At 70.0% G+C, this 21,971-nt stretch carries 24 protein-coding genes; 12 read left to right on the forward strand and 12 right to left on the reverse strand.

Features of this window, described 5'->3' with window-relative positions:
- Nucleotides 1–15: 15 nt before the first annotated feature.
- From LPC10_RS22220 to LPC10_RS22230, 3 genes are all read right to left on the reverse strand, one after another.
- A complete protein-coding gene (locus LPC10_RS22220; protein WP_231344415.1) occupies nucleotides 16–444 on the reverse strand; it encodes a hypothetical protein in 429 nt (142 codons plus the stop codon).
- Nucleotides 445–611: 167 nt separating this feature from the next.
- Nucleotides 612–1,019 carry a hypothetical protein gene (locus tag LPC10_RS22225; protein WP_231344416.1) on the reverse strand — a complete coding sequence of 136 codons (408 nt, stop codon included), beginning with the start codon at nucleotides 1,017–1,019 and terminating at the stop codon, nucleotides 612–614.
- Nucleotides 1,019–1,210: a hypothetical protein gene (locus LPC10_RS22230; protein WP_231344417.1), complete on the reverse strand. Its 192-nt coding sequence runs from the start codon at nucleotides 1,208–1,210 to the stop codon at nucleotides 1,019–1,021. Before LPC10_RS22230 ends, LPC10_RS22225 begins: the two co-directional genes overlap by 1 nt.
- A gap of 276 nt (nucleotides 1,211–1,486) precedes the next feature.
- Between LPC10_RS22230 and LPC10_RS22235 the strand changes: the two genes are divergently transcribed.
- Entirely contained in the window at nucleotides 1,487–1,825 is a 339-nt protein-coding gene (locus LPC10_RS22235) for a hypothetical protein (RefSeq protein WP_231344418.1), read from the forward strand.
- Here the strand turns inward: LPC10_RS22235 and LPC10_RS22240 are convergent.
- Nucleotides 1,822–3,450 carry a terminase large subunit gene (locus LPC10_RS22240; protein WP_231344419.1) on the reverse strand — a complete coding sequence of 543 codons (1,629 nt, stop codon included), beginning with the start codon at nucleotides 3,448–3,450 and terminating at the stop codon, nucleotides 1,822–1,824. The genes LPC10_RS22235 and LPC10_RS22240 overlap by 4 nt on opposite strands.
- Nucleotides 3,450–3,752: a hypothetical protein gene (locus tag LPC10_RS25735; protein WP_370644742.1), complete on the reverse strand. Its 303-nt coding sequence runs from the start codon at nucleotides 3,750–3,752 to the stop codon at nucleotides 3,450–3,452. The genes LPC10_RS22240 and LPC10_RS25735 overlap by 1 nt, the downstream gene beginning before the upstream one ends.
- On the opposite strand from LPC10_RS25735, the gene LPC10_RS22245 reads away from it, so the two are divergent.
- Nucleotides 3,670–3,840: a hypothetical protein gene (locus LPC10_RS22245; protein ID WP_231344420.1), complete on the forward strand. Its 171-nt coding sequence runs from the start codon at nucleotides 3,670–3,672 to the stop codon at nucleotides 3,838–3,840. The genes LPC10_RS25735 and LPC10_RS22245 overlap by 83 nt on opposite strands.
- 6 nt (nucleotides 3,841–3,846) lie before the next feature.
- On the opposite strand, the gene LPC10_RS22250 is transcribed toward LPC10_RS22245, so the two are convergent.
- Genes LPC10_RS22250 through LPC10_RS22260 form a run of 3 tightly spaced genes read right to left on the reverse strand, consistent with a single transcriptional unit; the run spans nucleotide 3,847 to nucleotide 6,378 of the window.
- Nucleotides 3,847–4,014, reverse strand: a complete 168-nt coding sequence (locus tag LPC10_RS22250) for a hypothetical protein (protein ID WP_231344421.1) — start codon at nucleotides 4,012–4,014, stop codon at nucleotides 3,847–3,849.
- Nucleotides 4,011–5,489, reverse strand: coding sequence for an AAA family ATPase (locus LPC10_RS22255; protein WP_231344423.1), 1,479 nt, complete (start codon nucleotides 5,487–5,489; stop codon nucleotides 4,011–4,013). The genes LPC10_RS22250 and LPC10_RS22255 overlap by 4 nt, the downstream gene beginning before the upstream one ends.
- Nucleotides 5,482–6,378 (reverse strand): toprim domain-containing protein, encoded by an 897-nt coding sequence (locus LPC10_RS22260; RefSeq protein WP_231344424.1) that lies wholly within the window; start codon nucleotides 6,376–6,378, stop codon nucleotides 5,482–5,484. Before LPC10_RS22260 ends, LPC10_RS22255 begins: the two co-directional genes overlap by 8 nt.
- Before the next feature lie 708 nt (nucleotides 6,379–7,086).
- Here LPC10_RS22260 and LPC10_RS22265 point away from each other — a divergent pair.
- Nucleotides 7,087–7,788, forward strand: coding sequence for a GntR family transcriptional regulator (locus LPC10_RS22265; RefSeq protein ID WP_108942031.1), 702 nt, complete (start codon nucleotides 7,087–7,089; stop codon nucleotides 7,786–7,788).
- A gap of 108 nt (nucleotides 7,789–7,896) precedes the next feature.
- Here the strand turns inward: LPC10_RS22265 and LPC10_RS22270 are convergent, their stop codons facing one another.
- Entirely contained in the window at nucleotides 7,897–8,307 is a 411-nt protein-coding gene (locus LPC10_RS22270) for a nuclear transport factor 2 family protein (protein ID WP_231344425.1), read from the reverse strand.
- 213 nt (nucleotides 8,308–8,520) lie between these two features.
- Between LPC10_RS22270 and LPC10_RS22275 the strand changes: the two genes are divergently transcribed.
- The 7 genes from LPC10_RS22275 to LPC10_RS22305 all read left to right on the forward strand — a co-directional run bounded on the left by LPC10_RS22275 (nucleotide 8,521) and on the right by LPC10_RS22305 (nucleotide 17,809).
- Nucleotides 8,521–9,711 carry an ABC transporter substrate-binding protein gene (locus LPC10_RS22275; RefSeq protein WP_231344426.1) on the forward strand — a complete coding sequence of 397 codons (1,191 nt, stop codon included), beginning with the start codon at nucleotides 8,521–8,523 and terminating at the stop codon, nucleotides 9,709–9,711.
- A gap of 46 nt (nucleotides 9,712–9,757) precedes the next feature.
- Entirely contained in the window at nucleotides 9,758–10,627 is an 870-nt protein-coding gene (locus LPC10_RS22280; RefSeq protein ID WP_133089600.1) for a branched-chain amino acid ABC transporter permease, read from the forward strand.
- 5 nt (nucleotides 10,628–10,632) lie between these two features.
- Nucleotides 10,633–13,104: a branched-chain amino acid ABC transporter ATP-binding protein/permease gene (locus tag LPC10_RS22285; RefSeq protein ID WP_231344427.1), complete on the forward strand. Its 2,472-nt coding sequence runs from the start codon at nucleotides 10,633–10,635 to the stop codon at nucleotides 13,102–13,104.
- A gap of 41 nt (nucleotides 13,105–13,145) precedes the next feature.
- The gene (locus LPC10_RS22290) at nucleotides 13,146–14,039 is read left to right on the forward strand and encodes a polysaccharide deacetylase family protein (RefSeq protein WP_231344428.1); all 894 of its coding nucleotides are present in this window, start codon (nucleotides 13,146–13,148) and stop codon (nucleotides 14,037–14,039) included.
- 173 nt (nucleotides 14,040–14,212) lie between these two features.
- A complete protein-coding gene (gene ggt, locus LPC10_RS22295; protein ID WP_231347123.1) occupies nucleotides 14,213–15,829 on the forward strand; it encodes a gamma-glutamyltransferase in 1,617 nt (538 codons plus the stop codon).
- 171 nt (nucleotides 15,830–16,000) lie between these two features.
- On the forward strand, nucleotides 16,001–16,663 hold the full coding sequence (locus tag LPC10_RS22300; protein ID WP_231344429.1) for an ankyrin repeat domain-containing protein: 663 nt from the start codon (nucleotides 16,001–16,003) through the stop codon (nucleotides 16,661–16,663).
- Between the two features lie 135 nt (nucleotides 16,664–16,798).
- A complete protein-coding gene (locus tag LPC10_RS22305) occupies nucleotides 16,799–17,809 on the forward strand; it encodes a 2-hydroxyacid dehydrogenase (RefSeq protein ID WP_231344430.1) in 1,011 nt (336 codons plus the stop codon).
- Nucleotides 17,810–17,873: 64 nt separating this feature from the next.
- On the opposite strand, the gene LPC10_RS22310 is transcribed toward LPC10_RS22305, so the two are convergent.
- Nucleotides 17,874–18,827 (reverse strand): LysR substrate-binding domain-containing protein, encoded by a 954-nt coding sequence (locus LPC10_RS22310; RefSeq protein ID WP_231344431.1) that lies wholly within the window; start codon nucleotides 18,825–18,827, stop codon nucleotides 17,874–17,876.
- 127 nt (nucleotides 18,828–18,954) lie between these two features.
- Between LPC10_RS22310 and LPC10_RS22315 the strand changes: the two genes are divergently transcribed.
- Together LPC10_RS22315 and LPC10_RS22320 are read left to right on the forward strand one after the other, a co-directional pair.
- Nucleotides 18,955–19,203, forward strand: coding sequence for a hypothetical protein (locus LPC10_RS22315; protein WP_231344432.1), 249 nt, complete (start codon nucleotides 18,955–18,957; stop codon nucleotides 19,201–19,203).
- A gap of 28 nt (nucleotides 19,204–19,231) precedes the next feature.
- Nucleotides 19,232–19,984, forward strand: coding sequence for a sulfite exporter TauE/SafE family protein (locus LPC10_RS22320; protein ID WP_231344433.1), 753 nt, complete (start codon nucleotides 19,232–19,234; stop codon nucleotides 19,982–19,984).
- A 56-nt stretch (nucleotides 19,985–20,040) separates the two neighbouring features.
- Here LPC10_RS22320 and LPC10_RS22325 read toward each other — a convergent pair whose 3' ends face one another.
- Together LPC10_RS22325 and LPC10_RS22330 are read right to left on the reverse strand one after the other, a co-directional pair.
- Nucleotides 20,041–20,910, reverse strand: a complete 870-nt coding sequence (locus LPC10_RS22325; protein ID WP_231344434.1) for an AprI/Inh family metalloprotease inhibitor — start codon at nucleotides 20,908–20,910, stop codon at nucleotides 20,041–20,043.
- On the reverse strand, nucleotides 20,907–21,881 hold the full coding sequence (locus tag LPC10_RS22330) for a 2-hydroxyacid dehydrogenase (protein WP_231344435.1): 975 nt from the start codon (nucleotides 21,879–21,881) through the stop codon (nucleotides 20,907–20,909). Before LPC10_RS22330 ends, LPC10_RS22325 begins: the two co-directional genes overlap by 4 nt.
- Between the last annotated feature and the right edge of the window lie 90 nt (nucleotides 21,882–21,971).

Below are 21,971 nucleotides of genomic sequence, written 5' to 3' on the forward strand. Positions count from 1 at the left end.
CTATCCTTCCCGCCGTTACTCGCGCTCGCCGATGATCGACCGCTCTTCCTCGGTGTAGTGCGCGATCAACTTGCGCATCTTCTCGATGTTGAAGGTCGTGGTCTTACGAACATCGTGGCCGCTGAACATGGCCGTGTCCCACTGAGCAGGATCGGGCACGATGTCGGATGGCCACGCACTGCCGTGATCGGGGCCGAAGTAGCTCTGCACGTAGGTGATCGCCGGGGCCTCGGGGTGAGCACGGGCGGCGTTGCTGACCTCGCACGCGATGGCGCCTGCGCGAGCGGCGTTGAGGCCGTCGTCCAGCAGTTCGCGGAACAGGTAGAGGCCGATCATGTCGTCCGGATCGAAGAGGCGCGCCTTGCCGGCGGTGGTGGCGGGGGCGCAGGGGTATCGGCCGGCGGCGACGTGCTCGTTGAAGCGGTCGCGGTCGATGCGGGCCACGCGGCACGCGGCGAGGGGTGTGAGCTTCGGTGCAATCGTCATGGCAGGGCTACCTCTTGGTTCGAACAATAGGTAGTCCTGCCTCTTGGGAAACGCAAGAGCGATTGTTGGCGGACTGAATAATTTCCAGAGGCTTTAGGCAGCGTATGCCGCAGCCGAAGCCGGGATCACGCGCATAGCGTGCCCTCCTCGGCCATCTCACGCAGGAACGCCATCAAGGCGCGCTCACCCGCATTGGCCTCGAGATCGCCCCCAAGATTTTCTCGAAACTCACAGAGCAGGAGGCGAGCCTTGGCTGATAGGTCGCCTAGACAGCTCGCCTTCTCAGTCGCCGACCTTTCGAGAGCTGCGTCGAAAGCCATGTTTTCGGCGGTGATACGCTCATCAGGCCAGCATTCATCCGGCTCGTCGTTCTCATTGACGTACCGCAATCGAGCAACGGCCGCGTCGCAGGCGCGAGCGAGGTCGGAAGGCACATTGGCCGCCGAAGCACTGCCGATGAGCGTCACGCCGCCGCCGATGAGCGGAAGCGTGGTGAGGCCGCGGAGGAAGCCGCGTCGAGAAGCCGGCGCCATCACGCGGCCTCCCCAGAAACCGGGGCGTCGAAATCGACCGAGAGGTCGATGCCGGCGAAAAACTCCTCCAGCCCCTCACGGATCGCGGCGATGGGATCGCACTCGCCCCGGCCGGCCGTGATGGCGGCGGAGACGGGCCCGCCGCTTGCGATGATCTTGGGCGCAGGTGTGCTATGGGCTTGGTCAGCCATTTCGATCTCCTGACGATCGCGGTGGTTAGGGCCGTCTCGGTGTTCCACCACCGTTGCGGCCCGCTCTATTTTCTGTCATCAGATAATGATGGCGTCAATACCCAATGACAGAAAATCACGAGGCCGGCCGAAAGTCGGAGCAACGCACGTCGGTGTGCGCATTCCTCCCGATCAGCTTGCGGCCCTTGATGCCTGGATAGTTGCTCAAGCGGATCCGAAGCCGTCTAGGCCCGAAGCTATCCGTCAGCTTGTAGAACTTGCATTGCGAGCACAGAGATGAACCCGGAAGAGATCGCACAGGTGCAAATGCAGCAAATTGCCCAGATGATGGCGCTGCAATTGATTATGCAAAACATAATTGCTGGGCAAATCGTACAATCCTCAATTGACAGCACGAAGGAAGCGGAGGTCCGGCAGTTAGCCTCTGAGCTTTCCAACATGCTGAACGAGGCTGCCGAGCGGGCTCTGGGTCAGATGAAAAGCACGCCAGAAGGCCAGTACGTTTTCTCAATCGTGTCTGATACGATCAAGAAAGTGTATGAGCAAGCCGGAGAGCAGGTTGTACAGACTTCGGCGATGCATTTTGGCGAGATGCCGTCGAAGTCTGCCAACTAAACAAAGTCGCACATGGGGCTCCACTCCGCCTCTGGCTCGTGGCGGTTCGCCGCCCCGAGCGCCATGGCGAGGGCCTGAAGCCCGTCGATCCGGCCCGTGCTCTTCTTCTTGTCGAACTTCCGGTTCCCGGCCGGATCGGGGACCGTCTTCGCATTGCCGGCGCACCACGTCAGGACCGGGTGCATCCCGTGCCGTAGCTTCGCCTCCACCGCGAGGCGTTCCAGCACGTCGATTGCCGGGCTCATGTCCTTGAACCCCTGCCCCCACTCCACCAGCGGCACCTCCGCGCCGATCGCGCCCAACTCGCGGCGCAGGTCCTCGATCCGCCAGCGGTCGTAGGCCAGGGCCGTGAAGCCGAAGCGGCCATGCAGTTCGGCGATCTTGCGGGCGATCACCTCCGGGTCCGTCGTCTTCCCCGGCATGGTGAGCAGGAAGCCCGCGTCCCGCCACTGGACGTAGGGCACCCGGTCGGTGTCCTCCCGCTCGCGGAGATCGTCGTCGGGGAGCCAGAAGAACGGCACCACGTCGTATCCGCCATCCTCGTCCTCGAACACGAGCACTAGGGCCGTGAGGTCGCGCGAGGCCGCCAGATCGAGCGCGGCGTGGCAGGGCCGGCCCTTGAGGGTGTCGAGATCGGGCACCGCCTCGCCGCAGGCCTTCCAGACCGGCACGGTGAGGAACTGCTGGGTCGCGTCCACCCGCTGATTCAGGATCAGGTTGCGGAACGAGGCCTCTCGGCTCGGCATCCGCTGCGCCTGCGAGGCGAGGCGCTGAACGTCCTCCAGGGACCGGAAGTCGGCGAGCGCCGGGTTAGCGGCCTTCCACGTCGCCCGCTCCCACGGATCGGCGTCGAGGGGCGCCGAGTAGAGCGTGAGGTGGAAGCTCGCGTCCTTCACCTCGCCCCGGTTCACCCGGAGCCCGTAGTCGACCAATTCGGACATCGGCGCTTCGTCCCGCGCCGCCTGGGTCGAGATGACCACGCTCAGCGGCTCGCCGCGGGCACCCATGGCGGTGTCGAGCGTGTCGTAGAGATCCCGGCTCGGCGACTGCCCCAACTCGTCGTAGATCCACATCGACGGCGAGAGGCCGTGCTTCGTCGCCACGTCGGCCGAGAGCGCCGCGAACACGGTGCCGGTGCCGCCGATGTCCTCCAACTCCTTCGAGTGCCGCCGGATCGAGATGCGCTCCGAGAGCCACGGCACCCGCTCGATGAGGGCACAGATCTCCGAGAAGATGCGCCCCGCCTGGAAGCGGTCGTTGGCCGCCGAGTAGACCTCGCCGCGCTCCTCCGCCTCCGGCCCCGCGATGTGGCAGAGGGCGAGGCGGGCCGCCACGTCCGTCTTCCCGTTCTTCCGGGCCATCGAGAGCACGGCGGTTCGCACCTGCCGCCGGCCGCGCCGGTCGGTGGCGTAGACCGCTTTCAGGAACTTCCGCTGCCACGGCCGGACCCGGAACGTCGTACCGGCGAGTGCGCCCGACGTGACGGGCAGGCTCTCCATGAAGGCGATGACGCGCTCCGCCCTCGTGAGGCCTTCCGCCTCCCACGTGTGCGGTTCCGATGACGCCTCGGCGACGGGATCGGACGGCCTTTTGATGGGCTTCGCGCCGGGGCCACGCTGTCCCATCAGCGGCCTCCCCGAAACTTAGTGCGCGATCGACTACCCATGCGGTCCCGCCCCCTAAGCGGCTGGTCCTTCGAGGGGGTATACCCCTTGCTAGGACCGCCGAAGAACGGGTGCGAGGGGTCCACAGGCAGGCCGGAGGCGTCGCAGCCGGGGAAGGCCACTCCAGATCCCCCTGCCCTGTCCACGGCCCGTGTCTTGGCGTTGTGACAGGCAGGGCACATGGACATCAGGCCGGAGAGCGGAGGGAAGGCCGGGCCGCCCTTCGCGATGCTGGTACGATGGTCCACCGTGTTGGCTGGCACCGTGCGTCCCCGCTTCTCGCAGGGCTCACAGATGGGCGAGGCCTGGAGCTTCGCCGCTCGCAACGCCTTCCACTCGGACGTGCCGTAGGGCCACTTAGCCATGTGCCACCTCCCGAGCGATCAGGCGCAGGGCGTGCACGATCTCGCTCTTCTCCTCGTGGAAGCGCTCGGGGTTGCGGGAGGACGGAGCCAGCCGGCGCAGGCGTTCGGCGAGATCCGTGAGGGCATGGGCCGGGGGCGGCCGGAGGCGTGCGCTCTTCATCGGCTCGCCCCCTCGGTGATGTGGATCAGGCGCGTGACCCTGCTGGCGTTAGACGCTCTGGTAGCCTCGATCCTGATGAGGCCACGCTGCTCCAGCTCCTGCAGGATCGGGTCTCGCACCTCCTGCGCCCGGATGTGCTTGGGCGCGTGGCTGGTGATGAGGCGGGCGTTCACCGGCTGCTCGGTACGGGAGCGGAGCCAGTTTAGGAACTCGGTGGCCGGGGCCGAAAGCCCGGTGTCAGGCGCACCGATCACATCGGCACCGTCGATCACATCGATCACAAGATCACAAGCGGACGTATCGCAGATCGCGGCTTGTGACTCCGTGATGGGGGCGGGATCACAAACGGGCACGTCGCAGACTGGTGCGAGATACGGCTCTGCCCCCTTATCGCTGCTGATCGCAGGCGGGTTTGTGATCTTGTGATCGTTGTGATCGGGGGTACGGTTGTGATCGGGATGCAGATATCGGCCGCGACCGGCTTTGATGACCTCGCCGGCCTTGACCATGCTCACCAGCAACTGCCGGACGTTCTGGTTCGACATCCGGGTCGCGTCCGAGATCTCCCCGGGTGACAGAGGCTCCTCTGCCTCATCCAGGGCCGCCAGGATCGAGCCACGTTCGTCCGTGCGCCGGACCTCGCTCGCCTCGCCCTGGACCAGCCAGCGGCAGGCCACCTTGTCGAAGACGACGGCGCTCTCGATCTCCTCGATGTCGCGGCCCCGGCCGTAGAGCGTCGCCCCGTTGCCGTCCCGGTCGAGGATAACCACGCTGTCGGCTGCGCCGGAGAGCCCGAGGGTGCCAGAGACCTTCTCGAACGGATCGCTCTCAGACCCGCTTTTCCGGGTGTGGTGCACGATGACGATCGCCACGCCGAACTCGCCCGCGAGGGCCTGGAGGCCTTTGATCGAGAGGTAATCGGCCTCGTACAGGCTCTCCTTGTCGCCGCGCACCGGCTTGAACATCGCGAGCACGTCCACGACGACGAGGCGCGGGTTCTCCTTCGACATGATCCATTCGCGGATGGCGTCGATGCCACCCTCGTTGGCACGGGGCCACTCGGTGGCGAACTCGAACGCCGCCGGCCACTCCTCCGTGAAGGCGCCGAGCACCTTGTCCATACGGCGCTGGAGACGACGGGCGTTGTCCTCGAGCGCGAGGTACAGCACGTCGCCCTGCTCGCAGCCGATGCCGCCGAGGCAGTCGCCGCCGCGCGCTACGGCGAGTCCCGCCTCCAGCACCAGCCACGACTTGCCGAGCTTGGGCCGGCCCGCCAGGAGCGTGCAGCCCTCGGCGATGTATCCGGGAACCACGTAGCGGATCGGATCGAACTCCCGGCGGCGCAGCTCGGCGGCCGAGAAGATAACGGGCTTCACGGGGGTTTTAGCCCCACTGCGGGGCGCTCTCGCGTCTGAGGATGCCCCGCGGGCGTAGGGCGCGCCGCGCTCGATGGTGTAGCCGTGCTGCTCAAGCATGGTGCGCCCCCTGGTACAGGTCGTTGAGATCCGCGCCGGGGACGGCCGGCGTGATGAGGTAGGTTTCGGCGCCGGAGGCCTGCCAGCGGTCGGCGCAGGCGCGGGTAGCCCGGAGCCCGGCCGGGTCGTGATCGACCGCGAGCCACAGCGTCTCGATGCCGGAGAGCACGGGGAAGGTGCTGATGCCGCCGGCCGCCAACAGGGACCACACGGACGATTCCCCGAACTCGGGGGACCTTCGGAGCGAGAGGGTGGATTCGATCCCCTCCCCGATCCCGAGGCAGGTGGTCACGTTCTCATCGGCGGTGAGCTTCACGGCCCCGCCGCCGATCGGCCCGAGCGCCAGGCGGTCGGCGCCGTTCACCTCGACCTTGATGCCCTGGAAACTCAGGGCAGTGCGGTGGATTGCGACGGGGGCGTTGGTCACGATGTCTCGCACCAGCGCGACCATGGCCGGGGTGCGGGTGCCCGCGAAGGGGCAAGCCGAGTGGTAGCGCAGGACCTCGGCGGAATCGGCAGGCAGGCTCAGACCTCGGCCCGACAGATACGTCTCCACGGGGGTGCCGGCCGGGTGCCGAGCCTCTGTCCAGATCGCCAGGGCGCGCGCGGTGCGGTCGCCCGATCCGGGGACCTCAACTGGGGGCGACGCAAAATTGCGTTCTGCCTGGAAATCGTCGGGTAGCCGTAACCGCTGCCGCACGTAGTCCTTTGCGGCAAGGGGATCGTCTCCCGCGAAGGAATGGACGACGAGGCCGCCGGGCGAGCGCGGGTCGAGGCGGACGGAGAGCGAGCGGTCGCGGGAGCTATGGCCGGGACCGGGGCACAGGATCTGCCCGATACCAGCCACCTCGCCGCCGAGGTCGCGAGCCATGGCGCGGAGGTCGGTCATACCGTGCCTCCGATCTCAATGGACGCGACCGCCGTCTCGCGGTAGGTTCCGTGTCCGAAGGCTCCTTCCCAGATGCTTTCTCGACATCCGCCGTTCTGGGCTCCAACCCCCAGGGCGGCGGTTTCATTTCCGGGGTCCGGCGGCCCGTTTCCGGTGGACGTTCCCGTTCTAACCCATTGGTCCGTCATGATCGCTTTCCTCCGTATTCGGAGAAAAAGCGCAGTATTTTCAAAGCTTAGGGATGGACTCTGACTCCGCTAGTCCTGGTTCGAATCCAGGTCCCCCAGCCACTCGAATCTCCAAACATATCGAATAGACCGACGCTCCGCTCCCTTATGCTGTGGCGTGAGTGCTTTGCGTTTGCGTGCTGCGAAGGCCCCCACGGGAGGCGGCTCCTGCGCGTCGATACCACCCTGTTCGGAGCAGAGGCCGAGCGCCTTCCCACCGGAGGAAGGCCTGAGAAGCCCCTCGCGCGCAGCCTCGGCTTTGTTTGCGACCTGACCGCCTCCGCAGCGCGGCTGGCATCCCGCAATTCACCGAAGCATCGCGGGCACGCATTTCGCGTGATCGGATCGGCGGGGGCGAGGTGCATCGGCGTCAATCGTGCATCTGTCGAAAGCCGGTGCCAAAAGCCGGCAGCGGCCCCCGGGACCGGTGGGCTGTTTGGGCCGGGAGCGCCCGCGCTCCGCAACAGGATGTGCGTCAACGATGAGACAGGGCGAGACGAGCCCCCCGGCCGACCGCGTCGGAACGATCTGCCGGTCCCTGCGACGGGCCATCGTGGAGCGGGCCCTGACGCCGGGCGACCGGCTGCCCGAGGACGCGCTCGGCGAGCGGTTCAGCGTCAGCCGCACCATCGCGCGCCAGGCGCTGGTTCAGCTCGCGGGTGAAGGATTGGTCGAACTGCGCCGCAATCGCATCGCCGTGGTCGCGAGCCCGAGCTGGGAGGAGGCGCGCGATACCTTCGACGTGCGCATCAGCCTGGAGCGCCTCGTGGTCCAGCGGCTCGCCGGCCGCCTGAGCGCCGAGCAGCGAGCCGCGCTCGACGCGCATATCGCCGGAGAGGAACGGGCGAGCGGCGGGCCGGAGGCGGCCTCGATCCGGCTCGCCACGGAGTTCCACCTGCTGCTTGCCGAGATGACCGGAAGTCCGGTGCTCGGCCGCTACGTCGCCGAACTGGGCTATCGCTGCGCCCTGATTCTATCGCTCTATAGCCGGCCGCACTCGTCCGACTGCGCCGTGAGCGAGCACCGGGACATCGTGGCGGCTTTGGTCGCCGGCGATGCCGGGCGAGCGGTTGCCCTGATGGACCACCATCTCGATGCGGTGGCGGAGCGGGCGCGCATCCTCACGGAGCCCCGGCGCGAGCGCGACCTCCTCCGCCTGCTCGCGCCCTACGTCGAGGGGTGACGCGGTGCCGCTTGATGGAAGCGGACACCGCATCACCAAGCCCGCACGGCACTTGAGCAAGGCACACAATCCGCATCGCGAAGCGATCGCCGGATTTTGTATGACCGGTCAGGCCGGCCCACCCTGCCGTTCGAGAATCCGCTCGGCGCTGTCGTTCCACACCTCCATGGAAACGATCAGGCCGTCCCGCACGGTGAAGCGGTCGACGTAGCGGTTGCCCTCGAACGCGGTGCCGTCCGGCCACGCGCCGTAGAGCGTACCGAGGCTGTAGACGGTGGTGACGCCCTCGCCCGGCACCACGTCGAGCCGCTCCATCCGCTTCTTCACCCAGGCGTAGCGGCCGGCATTGAAGGCCGTGACCTCGCGCGGATGCCGGAACACCCGGCCGCCGGTGAAGACGATCGCGATGCCGGGCTTCATGTAGCCCGCAGCGGTCTCGGGATCGGGCACCATCGAGGCTTCCAGATAGGCCGTCACTGCCGCCGCGTCGCGCGCGGTCTCCGCTTCCTTCGCGTCCATGCCGGAATCCTCCATCGTGCTCGGCGATACCGGCCGAACATGGCGGAGTCGGCCGATGCCTGCATGCAGAAAGTGTATGCACTTTGCCGCGACTTTGTGCACACTTCTTGGGCAATCCGCACGCGATTCGGGAAACCTGAGAGAAATTTGCGTCGCAGCGACTGGCACGGCTGTTGCGGTCGTCGGTCGACCACATACGGGGATCGGACCGCCATGCCTCACCGCCTCTCTGCCGCCCGCGCCCTGACACGGCGCCTCGCTCTCGGCGCCGTCCTGGCGGGCTTCACGAGCTTGGCACCGGTCGAGGCGGCCGAGCCGGTGCGAATCGGTCTCGTCACCGCGCTCAGCGGCCAATCCGCCAAGTCCGGCGAGGCGATCTCCCGCGGGATCGGACTGGCGATCGAGGAGATCAACCGCAATGGCGGCGTCCTGGGCCGGCCCCTGGAACTCGTCGCCCGCGACGACGAGGCCAACCCGTCGAAGGGCGTGCTCGCTGCTCGCGAGCTGGTTCAGCGCGCCAGGGTGGTGGCGCTGATCGGCGGGCTCGACACGCCGGTCTCGATGGCGATCGTGCCGATCGCTAACCAGATGAAGGTGCCCTTCGTCGGGCCCTGGGCGGCCGGCACCGGGATCACCCGCAACGGCGCGGCCGACAACTACGTGTTCCGGGTCTCCGCGGTCGATGCGCTCGTGGACGAGGCCCTCGTCGCCTACGCGATCAAGACCTACAGCGCCAAGAAGCCCGGCGCGATCCTCGTCAACAACGCCTGGGGCGAGTCGAACCAGCAGGGAATCGTCGCGGCGCTGAAGGCGGCGGGGCTGCCCAGCGCCGGCATCGAGAAGTACGAAGCCAACGACATCGACATGGTGCCGCAACTGTCGCGGCTGCGCGAGGCCGGCGCCGACGCGCTGTTTCTCGTCGGCAATGTCGGCCCCTCGGCTCAGGTGGTGAAATCCCTCGACCGGATGGGCTGGACCGTGCCGGTGATCTCCCATTGGGGCCCGGCCGGCGGGCGCTTCGACGAACTCGCCGGGCCGGGTGCGGCGCGGGTCCACTTCGTCCAGACCTTCACCTTCGCCGGCAACGACAGCCCGAAGGCGAAGGCGGTGCTCGACGCGCTGAAGGCGAAGTACCCGGCGATCAAGTCCATGGCCGACGTCACGCCCGCCGTCGGCATCGCCAACGCCTACGACGCCACGCACCTGATCGCGCTCGCGATCCAGGCGGCCGGCACCACCGAGGGGCCGAAGGTCCGCGACGGCTTCTACAAGGTCCCGGCCTATGCTGGCCTGATCAAGACCTACGAGGCGCCCTTCGCCCCGGACCGGCACGACGCGTTGAAGCCGGAGGACTACATCTTCGCCAGCTTCCGCAACGGCGAGATCGTCGCGGTGTCCAAGTGAGCGGCCTCAGGAGCATCTCTCGGAGCCGTTGCACGGGGAGGCGCCCATGCTGACCGGGACCCTCGTCAGCGGCCTCGGCCTCGGCAGCATGTACGGGCTCGTGGCGCTCGGCTTCCACATCACCTTCGCGGTTTCCGGCACCGTGAATTTCGCGCAGGGCAGCGCCGTCACCCTGGGCGCGGTGCTGGGCTACGCCTTCGCGGTCCAGCTCGGCTGGCCGATGCCGCTGGCGGCGGCTGCGGCGCTCGCCGGCTGCGCAGGGCTCGGGCTCGCCGTCGAGCGCCTGCTGGTGCGCCCCTTCGTGACCCGCGGCTCCGACGCGTGGCTGCTCGCGACGGTGGCCGGCGGCATCATCCTCGACAACGTGCTGCTGTTCACCTTCGGCAAGGAGCCGCGCAGCCTGCCCTCCCCGCTGGTCTCGGCTCCGGTCCAGATCCTCGGCGCGGGCATCTACCCGCTCCAGCTCCTGATCCCGGTGGTCGGCGTCGCGGCGGCGGTCGCAATCCGCACCGTCTTCCGCCGGACCGAGCTCGGCCGGGTGTTGCTGGCGGTGGCGCAGAACGCGGAAGCCGCGCGGCTGATGGGCATCGACGTCGCCCGCACCGTGGCCTGCGCCTTCGCGCTCTCGGCGGTGCTCGCGGGCGCGGCGGGCCTGCTCATCGCGCCGCTCTTCTCCGTCTCGGCCGAGATGGGGGCGCTGTTCGGGATCAAGGCGTTCGCTGTGGCGATTCTCGGCGGCATCGGCTCGGCCACCGGCGTGGTGCTGGCGGGCCTGCTCTACGGCCTCGTGGAGGCCGGCGTCACCGCGACGCTGGGCTCCGGCGCGACCCAGATCGTCGTGTTCTCGGTCATCATCCTCGCGCTGGCGATCCGTCCGAACGGCCTGCTGGGCCGCGCTGCCGTCAACAAGGTCTAGAGACCATGCGCGCGCTTCTCCGGGCACCGGCCGCGATGCCGCTCGCCATCCTGGCTCTGACGCTCGCGGGCCTCGGCCTCGTCGCGGGCACGAGCGGCTACAGCCACTTCGTCATCGCCCTCGTGGCGCTGACGGTTCTCGCCGGCACCGGCCTCAACGTCCTGCTGGGGCTCGCCGGCCTGATCTCCTTCGGCCATGCCGGCTTCTACGCGCTCGGCGCCTATGCCAGCGCGATCCTGACGCTGAAGGGGTTCAGCTTCTGGCTGGCGCTTCCGGCCGCGGCGGGCCTCTCGGCCCTCGTCGGCGCGGCTCTCGCGGTGCCGGCGATGCGGGTGCGCGGGCCCTACCTCGCCATGGTGACGATCGCCTTCGGCTTCCTGGTCGAGCACGCGCTGATCGAGGGCGGGGAACTCACCGGCGGCCAGAACGGCCTCGTGGTCGCGACCGGCCCGAGCCTGTTCGGCCACCCTCTCGGCGAGCGCGACCTTGCGATCCTCGCGGTGATCGCGGCGTCCTTGAGCCTCTACGGCTTCCACCGGCTGCGCCATGCCCGCCTCGGCCAGGCGCTCCGCGCGGTGCGCGACGCGGATGTCGCCGCCGCCTCGCTCGGCTTCGATCCGGTGCGGGTGAAGACCGCTGCCTTCGCGATCTCGGCGGCGCTGACCGGGCTCGCGGGTGCGGTGCTGCCGCCCTTGATGCTGTTCATCGCGCCGAGCTCCTTCCCGTTCACGCAGTCGATCCTGTTCGTGCTGGCGGTGGTGGTCGGCGGAGCCGGCACCGTACTCGGGCCGCTGTTCGGCGCCCTGGTGACGGTGCTGCTGCCCGAGGCGCTGGCGGGGCTCGCCGAGTACCGCCTGCTGTTCTTCGGCCTGACCACCCTGGTGGTGCTCTGGCTCGTGCCGGCCGGCATCGTCGGCAGCCTCGCTCGCCTGTTGCCGCGGGGCGGCGAGGCGCGCCCGCAAGCCGGATCGGAAGCGCTGGACTTCCTGCACCGGACCGGGGGCGAGCCGCTCACAGTCGAGGGCCTCGGCATCGCCTTCGGCGGCATCCGGGCGGCGGACGGCGTCGCCTTCGAAGCGCGGCCCGGCGCGATCACCAGCGTGATCGGTCCGAACGGGGCTGGCAAGACCACCGTCCTCAACATGATCTCGGGCTTCTACCGGCCGAGCGCCGGCACGATCCGTCTGGGCGCGCGCGACCTCGCTGGCCGGCCGGCCCACGCCATCGCCCGCGCCGGCATCGCCCGCACCTACCAGACGACGCGGCTGTTCGGCTCGCTCAGCGTGGTCGAGAACGTCATCCTCGCCCGCGCCCCCGGGCGTCTGCTGCGCCGGGCGCAGGCGCGGGACCGTCGAGACGCGGCGGCCCTGCTGGCTTTCGTCGGCTATGCCGGCGCCCTCGATCGGCCGGCCTCCGAGCTGCCCCATGTCGACCGGCGGCTGGTGGAAATCGCCCGCGCGCTCGCCGGGGCTCCTCGGGTGCTGCTCCTCGACGAGCCGGCTGCCGGCCTTGCCCGTGCCGAGACCGACCGCCTCGGCGCGCTGCTGCGCCGGATCGCGGCCTGCGGCATCGCGGTGATCCTCGTCGAGCACGACATGCCCCTGGTGATGGGGGTGTCCGACCATATCCTCGTCATGGATGCCGGCCGCCCCATCGCCCGCGGCGCACCGGCCGAGGTGCGCCGGGACCCCGCCGTGCTGCGCGCCTATCTCGGGGCCGCCGAGACCCCGGCCCGGCCGCGATCCGCGCCCTGGAGCGGTCCGGGCGACACGGTCCTCGCGGCGCTTGACCTGCGCGCGGGCTACGGCGCCGCGCCGGTTCTCGATGGCATCGACCTCGCCGTGCGGCCGGGCGAGACCGTGGCTTTGCTCGGCTCGAACGGCGCCGGCAAGTCGACGGCGATGCGGGCGCTCGCCGGCCTGCTGCGCCCGGTCGAGGGATCGGTGGTGCTGGCCGACGCCCCGATCGCGGCGCTGCCGGCGCACAGGATCGCGCGGCTGGGCCTCGCCCTCGTGCCGGAGGGGCGGCAGGTCTTTCCCGAACTCACCGTCGTCGAGAACATCCGCCTCGGCGCCTGGAGTCGCGGCGGCCGGGTCGATCCGGCCGAGGTCGAGGCGCTGCTCGACCGGTTCCCGCGCCTGCGCGAGCGGGCGGGCAGCCGTGCCGGCCTGCTCTCGGGCGGGGAGCAGCAGATGCTCGCCATCGCCCGCGGGATGATGGCGCATCCGCGCATCCTCCTACTCGACGAACCCTCCCTCGGCCTGGCTCCCGCGATCATCAACAGCCTCTACGCCACCGTTGCCGAGCTGCGCGATGCAGGCACGACGATCCTGATCGTCGATCAGATGGCCGCCCTCGCGCTCACCGTAGCGGACCGGGGCTACGTCCTGGAGCAGGGGCGCGTCGCCGCTTCCGGCACCGCGGCGGAGCTCAAGGCGGACGCGGCGCTCGAGGCGGCCTATCTCGGGGCGGCGTGAGGCCGCGCGTTTCCCTCAACCTCAGGATCGAGACAATCCCCGTGACGAGTTCGGAGCCGACCGTGTCGAGCCATGGCCGCTACCCCTATTCCGCCCTGCCGGACCGGCCGGTCTACGATTGGCCGGATGGAAAGCGCTTGGCAGTCTACCTCGCTCTCAACCTCGAAACCTTCGATTTCGGAGACGGCCTCGGCGCCGAACTGGCGCCGGGCGGGCCGCAGCCGGATGTGCTGAACTATGCGTGGCGCGACTGGGGCAATCGGGTCGGCGCGTGGCGCATCCGCGACATGCTCGACGACCTGCGGATGCCGGCGAGCGTCCTCGTCAACAGCCGGATCTACCGGGATTGTCCGGGCCTGATCGAGGCCTTCCGGGCGCGGGGCGACGAGATCGTCGGGCACGGCCGCACCAATGCCGAGCGGCAGGGCACCCTCACCGAGGCCGAGGAACGGGCGCTGATCGCCGAGGCGACCGCTGTGCTGACGCGGGAGGAAGGCAAGGCGCCGGCCGGCTGGCTCGGCCCCTGGATCTCGCAGTCGCGGGTCACGCCGGACCTGCTGGCGGAGGCGGGCTACCGCTACCTGCTCGACTGGTGCCACGACGATCAGCCGACATGGTTCGCCACCCGCAACGGCGGGCGCATCCTCTCGGTGCCCTATCCGCAGGAGCTGAACGACATTCCGGCCATCGTCGCCCGCAAGGAGACGGGACGGCAATTCGCCGAGGCCGTCGCGGACGGCTTCGAGGAGATGCTGGAGCAGTCGCGCCGCGCGCCGCTGGTCATGGGCATCGCGCTCCACCCCTACATCGTCGGCCAGCCGCACCGGCTGCGCCCCCTGCGGCAGGCGCTTGAACGGATCGCCGGGCATCGGGACACGGTCTGGCTCACCACGGCCGGCGCGATCGCGGCGCACGCCGCCGAGCGGGCAGCGTAGACCCCCGATGCGGTCGGCCTGGCCAATCCTCGGTGGAGAGCCTCGCGCCCGGCCCGAGCGATCATCCCGGAGATGCCAGCATGGATCGTAACGAAGGCCTGCCCCATCCCACGCCGGACGCTTCGCGGCGCGCGCTTCTCCTGACCTCCGCTTCTGCCCTGGGGGCGACGATGATGCCGAGCCGACTCTTCGCCGAGGCGGGTGCTCCCCGCGGCGCCCTCGCCCGGTCCCGCCAGGGCATGGTGACGAGCCCGCACGAACTCGCCAGCGAGGCGGGCCGGGAGGTGCTGCGGGCGGGCGGCAACGCCATCGAGGCGGCGATCGCCATCAACGCCACCCTCTGCGTGACCTACCCGCATTTCTGCGGCCTGGGTGGCGACGCCTTCATGATCGTCAGCGATCGCAACGGCGCCAGCTTCACCCTGTCCGGCATCGGGCAGGCGGCAGCAACGGTGCCGCAGGATGGACGGCCGATCCCGGTGCGCGGCCCCGGCTCGGCGATCACGGCGGCGGCCGCCGTCGATACCTGGGAACAGGCCTTCATCTACAGTCAGCGAGCCCTGGGCGGGCGGCAATCCTGGCGCGGTCTGTTTCAGCGCGCCATCGCGTATGCGGGGGACGGCTTCCCCCTGACACCGTCGCAACGGTTCTGGGCGAATTTCCGCGCCAAGGAGATCGGCAACTGGCCCGATATCGTGCGCGTGTTCACCGCCGAGGGCCGCATCCCGGAGGCCGGGGAGACCTTTCGCCAGCCCGACCTCGCCCGCACGCTCACGATGCTGGCCGAGAACGGCGGGCGCGACTTCTACGAGGGCGAGCTGGCCCGCCGGATCGCGCGGGGGCTGCAACAAGCGGGCTCGCCCCTCACAGTTGACGACCTCGCCCGCTGCCGGGCCCGGAACGAGAGCGCGCTGCGCGTGCCCTACCGGGGCGGGGAACTCGTCAGCCTGCGTCCGCCGACGCAGGGGCTGACCACCCTCGAGATCATGGGCGTCCTCGACCGCTTCGACATGGCCTCCGTCCTCGAGGGCAGCGCCGACTACTACCACCTCCTCGTCGAGGCGGTGAAGCTGGCCTTCATCGACCGCAACCGCTTCATCGCCGATCCCGATTTCACGGAGGTTCCCGTCGAGCGGCTGCTGTCGCCCTCCCACCTCGATGGGCTGGCCCGCAGCATCGATCCGCGCCAGGCCGTGCCCTGGCCGCATGTCTTCAAGACCGGCGACACCGTCTTCATTGGCGCGGCCGACCGGGACGGCAATTGCGTCAGCCTGCTGCAGACGGTCTATTTCGACTGGGGAAGCGGCGTCGTCGCGGGCGATACCGGCATCCTCTGGCACAATCGCGGTGCGGCCTTCAGCACGGAGGCCGGCCATATCAACGCGCTGCAGCCCGGAAAGCGGCCGTTCCACACGCTCAATCCCGGCATGTACTTCCAGAACGGCCGCCCGCGGCTGCTCTACGGCACGCAAGGGGCGGACGGGCAGCCGCAGACGCTGGCGGCGGTGCTGACGCGCCTGATCGATTATCACATGGACCCGCTCACCGCCCTCGCCCGGCCGCGGTTCCTGCTGGGCAAGACGTTCTCCGACAGCCGCGACAGCCTGAAGCTCGAACTCGATGCCGGGGACAGCGTGTTCGCGGAGCTGAAAGCCCGCGGCCACGCCATCAGTCCCATCCCGGCGCAGAGCCCGCTCGCCGGCCATCCGGGTGCGATCCGCATCGAGGACGATGGCGGCTTCGTCGGCGCCCACGATCCGCGCAGCGACGGCCTCGCCCTCGGCCTCTGATGCGCCGGCCCGTCGATCCCTCCGGTCTCGCCTCCGTCAGTGCGAGGCGGAGCCGTGGCAATCCAGGGCGCGACGTTTCAGGATCGGTCGCGCCCTGTTTTCTCTCGGGCAAGGTTCGACCGTCCGCCCTCCGGCCGGCATGATGGCGGCTCGGATGCGCGAGGGCGAACCATGTCGCTGGTCTGGGACGGCATCACCATCGACGGTGTGGTGAACGCGGAAATCGCGGCCGAGCGGCATCGGCTGGCCGATGCCGCCAAAGCCTATGACTGGTCGACGGTGCTGGCCCTGCTGCGCGCACACCCCGACCTCGTGAATACGACGCGGCTCGGCGGCGCCTCGCTGTTCGCGCCCCTGCATCAGGCCGCGCACGGAAATGCGCCGCCCGCCGTTCTGGAGGCGCTGATCGGCCTGGGTGCCTGGCGGATGCTCTTGAACGCGCGCGGCGAGCGGCCCGTCGACGTGGCGGAGCGGTGCGGCTACGGGCGCGCCGCCGAGATCCTGCGCCCGGTGCTGTGCCGCCGCGTGCCGGCCGGTATCCTCGCGTCGATGCAGGCCCATTTCCACGCCGTCATCCGCGGCCGGGCCGACGACCTCGTTCGCAAGGCCAGCCTCCGGCTCCCCGAACTGGGGCCGCTGCTGGAAGTGCCGGGCGACGAGCCGGTCTGGTTTGCCGTGCCCGGCATGTATGGCGGCTTCGCCTACCGCCTCCGGTCGAACGGCGTCGAGGCCGTGCTCGTCGCGGAGAGCTGGTGCCGCGTCGTCGGCGGCTCAGGGCAGCGGCACGAGATCACCTCGGCGGGAAGCCGCCTAGTCGAGGAAGGCTTCGTGTAGCCGAGGCCGAGGACCCCAGCGGGCTCCCGCGGCCGCGCCGGTGCCGCCGCCCTGAGCCGGCTTGCTGTTTGACGGGGCGTCCGCCACGCGGATGGGCGATCATCGGGCGGATCGGCGCATGCGAGATGAGGCGGAATGGACGTTACGATCTTCAGCACCAAGGCCTATGACCGGCGCTTCCTCGATGAGGCCAACGCGGCGGCTGGCGGGCCGCACCGCCTGCGCTACCTCGAAGCGCGGCTGGCCCGCGAGAGCGCTCCTCTGGGACAGGGAGCCGCGGCCGTTTGCGTCTTCGTCAACGACGTGCTCGACCGGCCCGTGCTGGAGGTGCTGGCCGCCTCCGGCACTCGGATGGTGGCGTTGCGCAGTGCCGGCTTCAACAACGTCGATCTCGCGGCCGCCGCGCAGCTCGGCATCGTGGTCGGCCGCGTGCCGGCCTACTCGCCGGATTCGATCGCCGAGCACACGGTCGCCCTGATCCTCGCGCTCAACCGCAATATCCAGCGGGCCTATGCCCGTGTCCGTGAGGGGAACTTCGCGCTCGAAGGACTTTTGGGCTTCAATCTGAAGGGGCGCACGGCCGGCATCGTCGGCACCGGCAACATCGGCGTTGCCGTCGCACGTATCCTTGCCGGCTTCGGCTGCCGCGTGCTGGCCTACGATCCTCGGCCCTCGGCCGAAATCGCCGCCTTCGGTGCGCAGGCGGTGAGCCTCGACCGGCTCCTGGCCGATGCGGACATCGTCTCCCTGCACTGCCCGCTGACGCCCGACACGCACCACATGATCGACCGGGCCGCGCTGGCCCGGATGAAGCGCGGCGTGATGCTGATCAACACCGGGCGCGGCGCGCTGGTCGATACCGCCGCGCTGATCGAGGGTTTGAAGTCGGGCGCCATCGGCCATCTCGGCCTCGACGTCTACGAGGAGGAAGGCGGCCTGTTCTTCGAGGATCTGTCGAACCAGATCATCCGGGACGACGTCTTCGCGCGCCTGCTCACCTTCCCGAACGTGCTCGTGACGGGCCATCAGGCCTTCTTCACCGCCGAGGCGCTGGCGGCGATCGCGGCGACCACCATCGAGAACCTGTCCGCCTACGAGCGGCAGGGCGTCCCGCGCCATCCGGTCTCGGTCGAACGCCTCGCCTGACCCGCAAGGACGGATTTCCAAAGGGATCATTCCTTTGGCGGGGTGCTGGGGCAGAGCCCCGGCATCATCCAGGGCTCTGCTCCGGACCCGCGAAAGGACTTGTCCTTTCGAACCCCGGACTCTCGATCGCGCCGAGATGGGCGACCAGGTGCTCGGCGAGCTGGCGGGCATGTGGCGGCAGCGCCGCGAAGCTGCGGGCGCAGAGGCTGAGGCGGCGCAAAGCCCAGGGCTCGTCGATCGGGATCGCGCGGATCGCCAGCGTCTCGGCGGCGCGCCGCGCCGCCGCCTCGGGCACGATCGCCACGCCGACGCCCCGCTCGACCATGCGGCACACCGCGTCGAGCCCGTTCAGCCGCACCCGAAGCTTGAACGGCCGGCCGGCGCGGGCGGCGTGGGTCGCCAGATGCGCCTGCAGCGCGCGCCCATGGCTGAGGCCGACCAGGGGCTCGTCCAGCACCTCCCGGAACGCGACGCCGCTGCGCTGCGCCAGGGCATGATCCACCGGCACGACGAGGACGATCCGGTCGAGGTGGAGCGGCACGGTTTCGAGCGCCCCGAGATCGGTCGTGTCGGCGACGATGCCGATATCGGCAAGCCCCCCGGCCAGGGCATCGACGGTCTCGCGGCTGGTGCGCTCCTCCAGATCGATATCGACGCTCGGATACGCGGCGAGGAAGCCCGACAGCGCGTCGGGCAGGAAGGCGGCGACCGCCGCGGTGATCGACAATAGCCGGACATGGCCGCGCAGGCCGTGGGCGTACTGGCCGAGTTCGCCGCGCATCTGTTCGAGCTGGCCGAGCACGAGCCGGGCGTGATGCGCCACGGCAAGCCCGGCCGGCGTCGGCCGCACCCCGCGGGCATGGCGCTCCAGCAGGGGCACGCCGCCATCCGCCTCCATGCCGCGGATGCGCTCGCTTGCCGAGGCGAGCGCGAGACCGGCCCGCTCGGCGCCGCGAGTGATGCTCTCCGCCTCGACGACGTGGAGGAACAGCCGCAGATCGGTGAGGTCGAAGCGCATGGCGCCATCGTCGGCGAGGCCACTTCGCACGGCAAGGCCCCCGCATCGCAGAGGCTTCGGCTCGGCCGAAGGCTGTCTGCAGCAACTTCCGCATTGTCGCGTGCCGTCACGCTGCGAAACTGAGGCCATGGCACGGGACATACGAACCACGACCCGCTCGGGCGATGCCCGGCTCGAAACGGCTGCCCTTCTCCTCGCGGCCGTGACGGCGCTGGTCGCCATCGCCCGCTCGGATGCGGTCTCGCGCAGCTTCGACCCGCCGGCAGCGACGCTCCGGCCGGCCGCCATCGCCGCGCCCGCTCCCGCGCCGCCGACGGAGGCCGAGGCGGACGCTGCCCGGCAGGCCAGCTTGCGCGACATGCTGCTCCACGATTGAACCACGCCTCGGAAATCAGAACACGCGCATGTCCTTCTCCATGGACCCCCTCCCCCTCGCGGTGGCGGCCTCGGCCTTCCTGCTCGCGGGCTTCGTCAAGGGCATGGTCGGGCTCGGCCTGCCGCCCGTCGCGATGGGCCTGCTCAGCCTCGTCATGGCACCGGTGCAGGCGGCGGCGCTTCTCGTCGTGCCGGCCTTCGTCACCAATGTCTGGCAGCTCGCGGCGGGTCCGCGCTTCGGCACGCTGGTGCGCCGGCTCTGGCCGATGCTGGCGGCGAGCGTGGTCGGCACCCTGGTCGCGGCGGGGATCCTGCACGGGAATTACGGTGCCGAGGCCACGGTCTTCCTCGGCCTTGCCCTGATCGCCTACGCCGTGGTCGGGCTCGCCGCGCTCCGGCTTCACGTTCCGCCCGCCGCGGAGCGCTGGCTCGGACCGCTCGTCGGCGCCGCGACGGGACTGGTGACGGCGGCGACCGCGGTCTCCTCGTTCCCCTCCGCGCCCTATCTCGGAGCGCTCGGCCTGACCAAGGACGACCTGATCCAGGCGCTGGGGCTGTCCTTCACCGTCTCCACCGTGGCGCTGGCCGTGGCGTTGGCCGGCGGCGGTGCCCTCTCGCTCGGCGTCGCCGGCACCTCCCTCATCGCCCTCGTGCCGGCCCTCATCGGCATGGCGCTGGGCGGTTGGGTGCGGGGCCGGGTGAGCGAGCGGGTCTTTCGCCGCTGCTTCTTCGTCGGCCTCCTGGGCCTCGGGCTGCACCTCGTCCTGCGGCCGCTGTTCTGAGCCTGACGCCCCAAAGTACCGTTCAGAAAGTCGGTGCCCCCTTCTGGGACGATGCCCTACGGCTCGACCTTCCTGAGCACGAGCGACGCGCCGATCTCGGGGTCGCGGCGCCAGCGTCCCTCCCCGATCGCCACGAGGTTCACCGCGTGGCCGCGCCGCGCCTTCAGCGTCAGGTGGCCGTTGGCAAAGCGCCAGCTCACCGGATCGAACACGGTGATCCCGCTGTCGCGGCAATCCGGCAGAACCCGCACGGGGGCCGTGTCCTTCCCGGCCTCGACGGGTGCCGAAAATTCCAGACGGCAGACATCCTTCTGCTCGGCGCGATCGAGGGCGTAGAGGCCAAGCGCCGGTCCTGGCCCTGGCAGCTCGGCCGGCTTCTCCGTCGCCTCGCCCTGCGCCGCGGGCGCGACGGTGGCCGTGCCGGGGGCGGCGGGCGGCTGCATCGCCGCGATTTGAAGTGGCACGAGGTTGTAGCGCTCGCCGTTCTCGGCGGTGGCGCCGAGGCTCATCCCGTCGGGGCTTCGGGCGAAGGCCAGCACCGGCCGCAAGTTCCGATCCACGAGGCGCAAGCCTTCGTCGGTGAACAGCCAGCCGCCGATACCGGCCATCAGCGGCAGGGCTCGGCGGCAGCCGGCAGGAAACCGCGCCACGCGTCCGCTCGGGCCCGCCTCGAGGGCGAGCGTCAGCACGCAGCGCCGCCGCCCGCCGTCGAGGGAGAGGTCCCAGCTGCCCGCCGCACCCGCCAGGGTGGTCGGCAGCGTCGCGAGGCCGGGCGGCGTTCCGCCATTCTCCGCCGGCGTCGCCGCAGGAGGCGGTTCCGGGGCCGGCGGGCTCTCCTGTGCCGGGGCTGCGCCCGCCGCCAGCACGGTCAGGGCCGCGGCCAGCGCCCCCGCGACAGCCATGCGCGTCATCGTCGGGCCCTTCATCGCTGGCCCTTCCAGGGCGTTTCCGGCACCGGCGTCACCGGCCCCTTGCCGTCGAACCAGGAGAACAGGTTGTCGGTGAGCAGCCGGCCCATCGCCGCGCGGGTGTGGTGCGAGCCCGAGCCGACATGCGGCAGCAGCACCGTCTGATCGAGATCGATCAGGGCCTGCGGCGCGTGCGGCTCGTTCTCGAACACGTCGAGCCCCGCGCCGAGGATCGTCCCGGATTGGAGCGCCGCGATCAGCGCCGCCTCGTCGATGACGCTGCCGCGGGCGATGTTGACGACGATGCCGTCCGCCCCGAGCGCCGCAAGCACCCCGGCATCGACGATCCCGTTGGTGCCCGGGCCACCGGGGGCGGCCACGATCAGGGTGTCGACCGCCCGCGCCAGACCAAGCAGGCTGTCGTGATAGGCATAAGGCACGCCGTCCTGAGGCGTCCGGCCGTGATAGGCGATGGTGACCCCGAACCCTTCGAGGCGGCGGGCGATCGCCCGGCCGATCCGCCCGAGCCCGAGGATTCCGACCCGGCGCTCCCTGAGGCTGGTGGTAAGCGGGAAGCTGCCCTCCCGCCAGCGACCGGCGCGCAGGTAGCGGTCCGCCTGCGGGATCCGGCGGAGGGTGGCGAGCAGCAGGCCGAGCGCGAGGTCGGCCACCTCGTCCGAGAGCACGTCCGGCGTGTGGGTGACGACGATGCCGCGGCGATGCGCCTCGCCCACGTCGATGGTGTCGTAGCCGACGCCGAAGCTCGCCACGATCTCGAGCCGCGGCAGCCGGTCGAACAGCGCGGCATCGATCGGGCACATGGCGCCGACCGCGAGCGCCCGGATGCGGGGGCCCACGGTGTCGAGGAACGCCGCGCGGTCGGGGGTCTCCTCGATTCGATGCAGGCGGAAGCGCTCGGCGAGCCGCTCGGCGACGTCGGGGCGGGTCTGCCGGATCAGCAGGATGTCGGGGGTCTCGGCTGGCGGCACCGGCTCACGGCCTCCCGAAGGTCGAGGGAGCGAAAGGTCAACAAAGGATAGAGCGGGAGTACCGCCGCGCCGCGCGCCGGTCCAGTCGCG

It is taken from the genome of Methylorubrum sp. B1-46 (assembly GCF_021117295.1).
GTDB lineage: Bacteria > Pseudomonadota > Alphaproteobacteria > Rhizobiales > Beijerinckiaceae > Methylobacterium.

Excerpts from the sequence above, each read along its gene's own strand:
- LPC10_RS22225 (WP_231344416.1), bottom strand. The coding sequence starts at position 1,019 with ATGGCGCCGGCTTCTCGACGCGGCTTCCTCCGCGGCCTCACCACGCTT.
- LPC10_RS22230 (WP_231344417.1), bottom strand. The coding sequence starts at position 1,210 with ATGGCTGACCAAGCCCATAGCACACCTGCGCCCAAGATCATCGCAAGC.
- LPC10_RS22235 (WP_231344418.1), top strand. The coding sequence starts at position 1,487 with ATGAACCCGGAAGAGATCGCACAGGTGCAAATGCAGCAAATTGCCCAG.
- LPC10_RS22240 (WP_231344419.1), bottom strand. The coding sequence starts at position 3,450 with ATGGGACAGCGTGGCCCCGGCGCGAAGCCCATCAAAAGGCCGTCCGAT.
- LPC10_RS22245 (WP_231344420.1), top strand. The coding sequence starts at position 3,670 with ATGGACATCAGGCCGGAGAGCGGAGGGAAGGCCGGGCCGCCCTTCGCG.
- LPC10_RS22250 (WP_231344421.1), bottom strand. The coding sequence starts at position 4,014 with ATGAAGAGCGCACGCCTCCGGCCGCCCCCGGCCCATGCCCTCACGGAT.
- LPC10_RS22255 (WP_231344423.1), bottom strand. The coding sequence starts at position 5,489 with ATGCTTGAGCAGCACGGCTACACCATCGAGCGCGGCGCGCCCTACGCC.
- LPC10_RS22260 (WP_231344424.1), bottom strand. The coding sequence starts at position 6,378 with ATGACCGACCTCCGCGCCATGGCTCGCGACCTCGGCGGCGAGGTGGCT.
- LPC10_RS22265 (WP_108942031.1), top strand. The coding sequence starts at position 7,087 with ATGAGACAGGGCGAGACGAGCCCCCCGGCCGACCGCGTCGGAACGATC.
- LPC10_RS22270 (WP_231344425.1), bottom strand. The coding sequence starts at position 8,307 with ATGGACGCGAAGGAAGCGGAGACCGCGCGCGACGCGGCGGCAGTGACG.
- LPC10_RS22275 (WP_231344426.1), top strand. The coding sequence starts at position 8,521 with ATGCCTCACCGCCTCTCTGCCGCCCGCGCCCTGACACGGCGCCTCGCT.
- LPC10_RS22280 (WP_133089600.1), top strand. The coding sequence starts at position 9,758 with ATGCTGACCGGGACCCTCGTCAGCGGCCTCGGCCTCGGCAGCATGTAC.
- LPC10_RS22285 (WP_231344427.1), top strand. The coding sequence starts at position 10,633 with ATGCGCGCGCTTCTCCGGGCACCGGCCGCGATGCCGCTCGCCATCCTG.
- ggt (WP_231347123.1), top strand. The coding sequence starts at position 14,213 with ATGCCGAGCCGACTCTTCGCCGAGGCGGGTGCTCCCCGCGGCGCCCTC.
- LPC10_RS22300 (WP_231344429.1), top strand. The coding sequence starts at position 16,001 with ATGTCGCTGGTCTGGGACGGCATCACCATCGACGGTGTGGTGAACGCG.
- LPC10_RS22305 (WP_231344430.1), top strand. The coding sequence starts at position 16,799 with ATGGACGTTACGATCTTCAGCACCAAGGCCTATGACCGGCGCTTCCTC.
- LPC10_RS22310 (WP_231344431.1), bottom strand. The coding sequence starts at position 18,827 with ATGCGCTTCGACCTCACCGATCTGCGGCTGTTCCTCCACGTCGTCGAG.
- LPC10_RS22315 (WP_231344432.1), top strand. The coding sequence starts at position 18,955 with ATGGCACGGGACATACGAACCACGACCCGCTCGGGCGATGCCCGGCTC.
- LPC10_RS22320 (WP_231344433.1), top strand. The coding sequence starts at position 19,232 with ATGTCCTTCTCCATGGACCCCCTCCCCCTCGCGGTGGCGGCCTCGGCC.
- LPC10_RS22325 (WP_231344434.1), bottom strand. The coding sequence starts at position 20,910 with ATGAAGGGCCCGACGATGACGCGCATGGCTGTCGCGGGGGCGCTGGCC.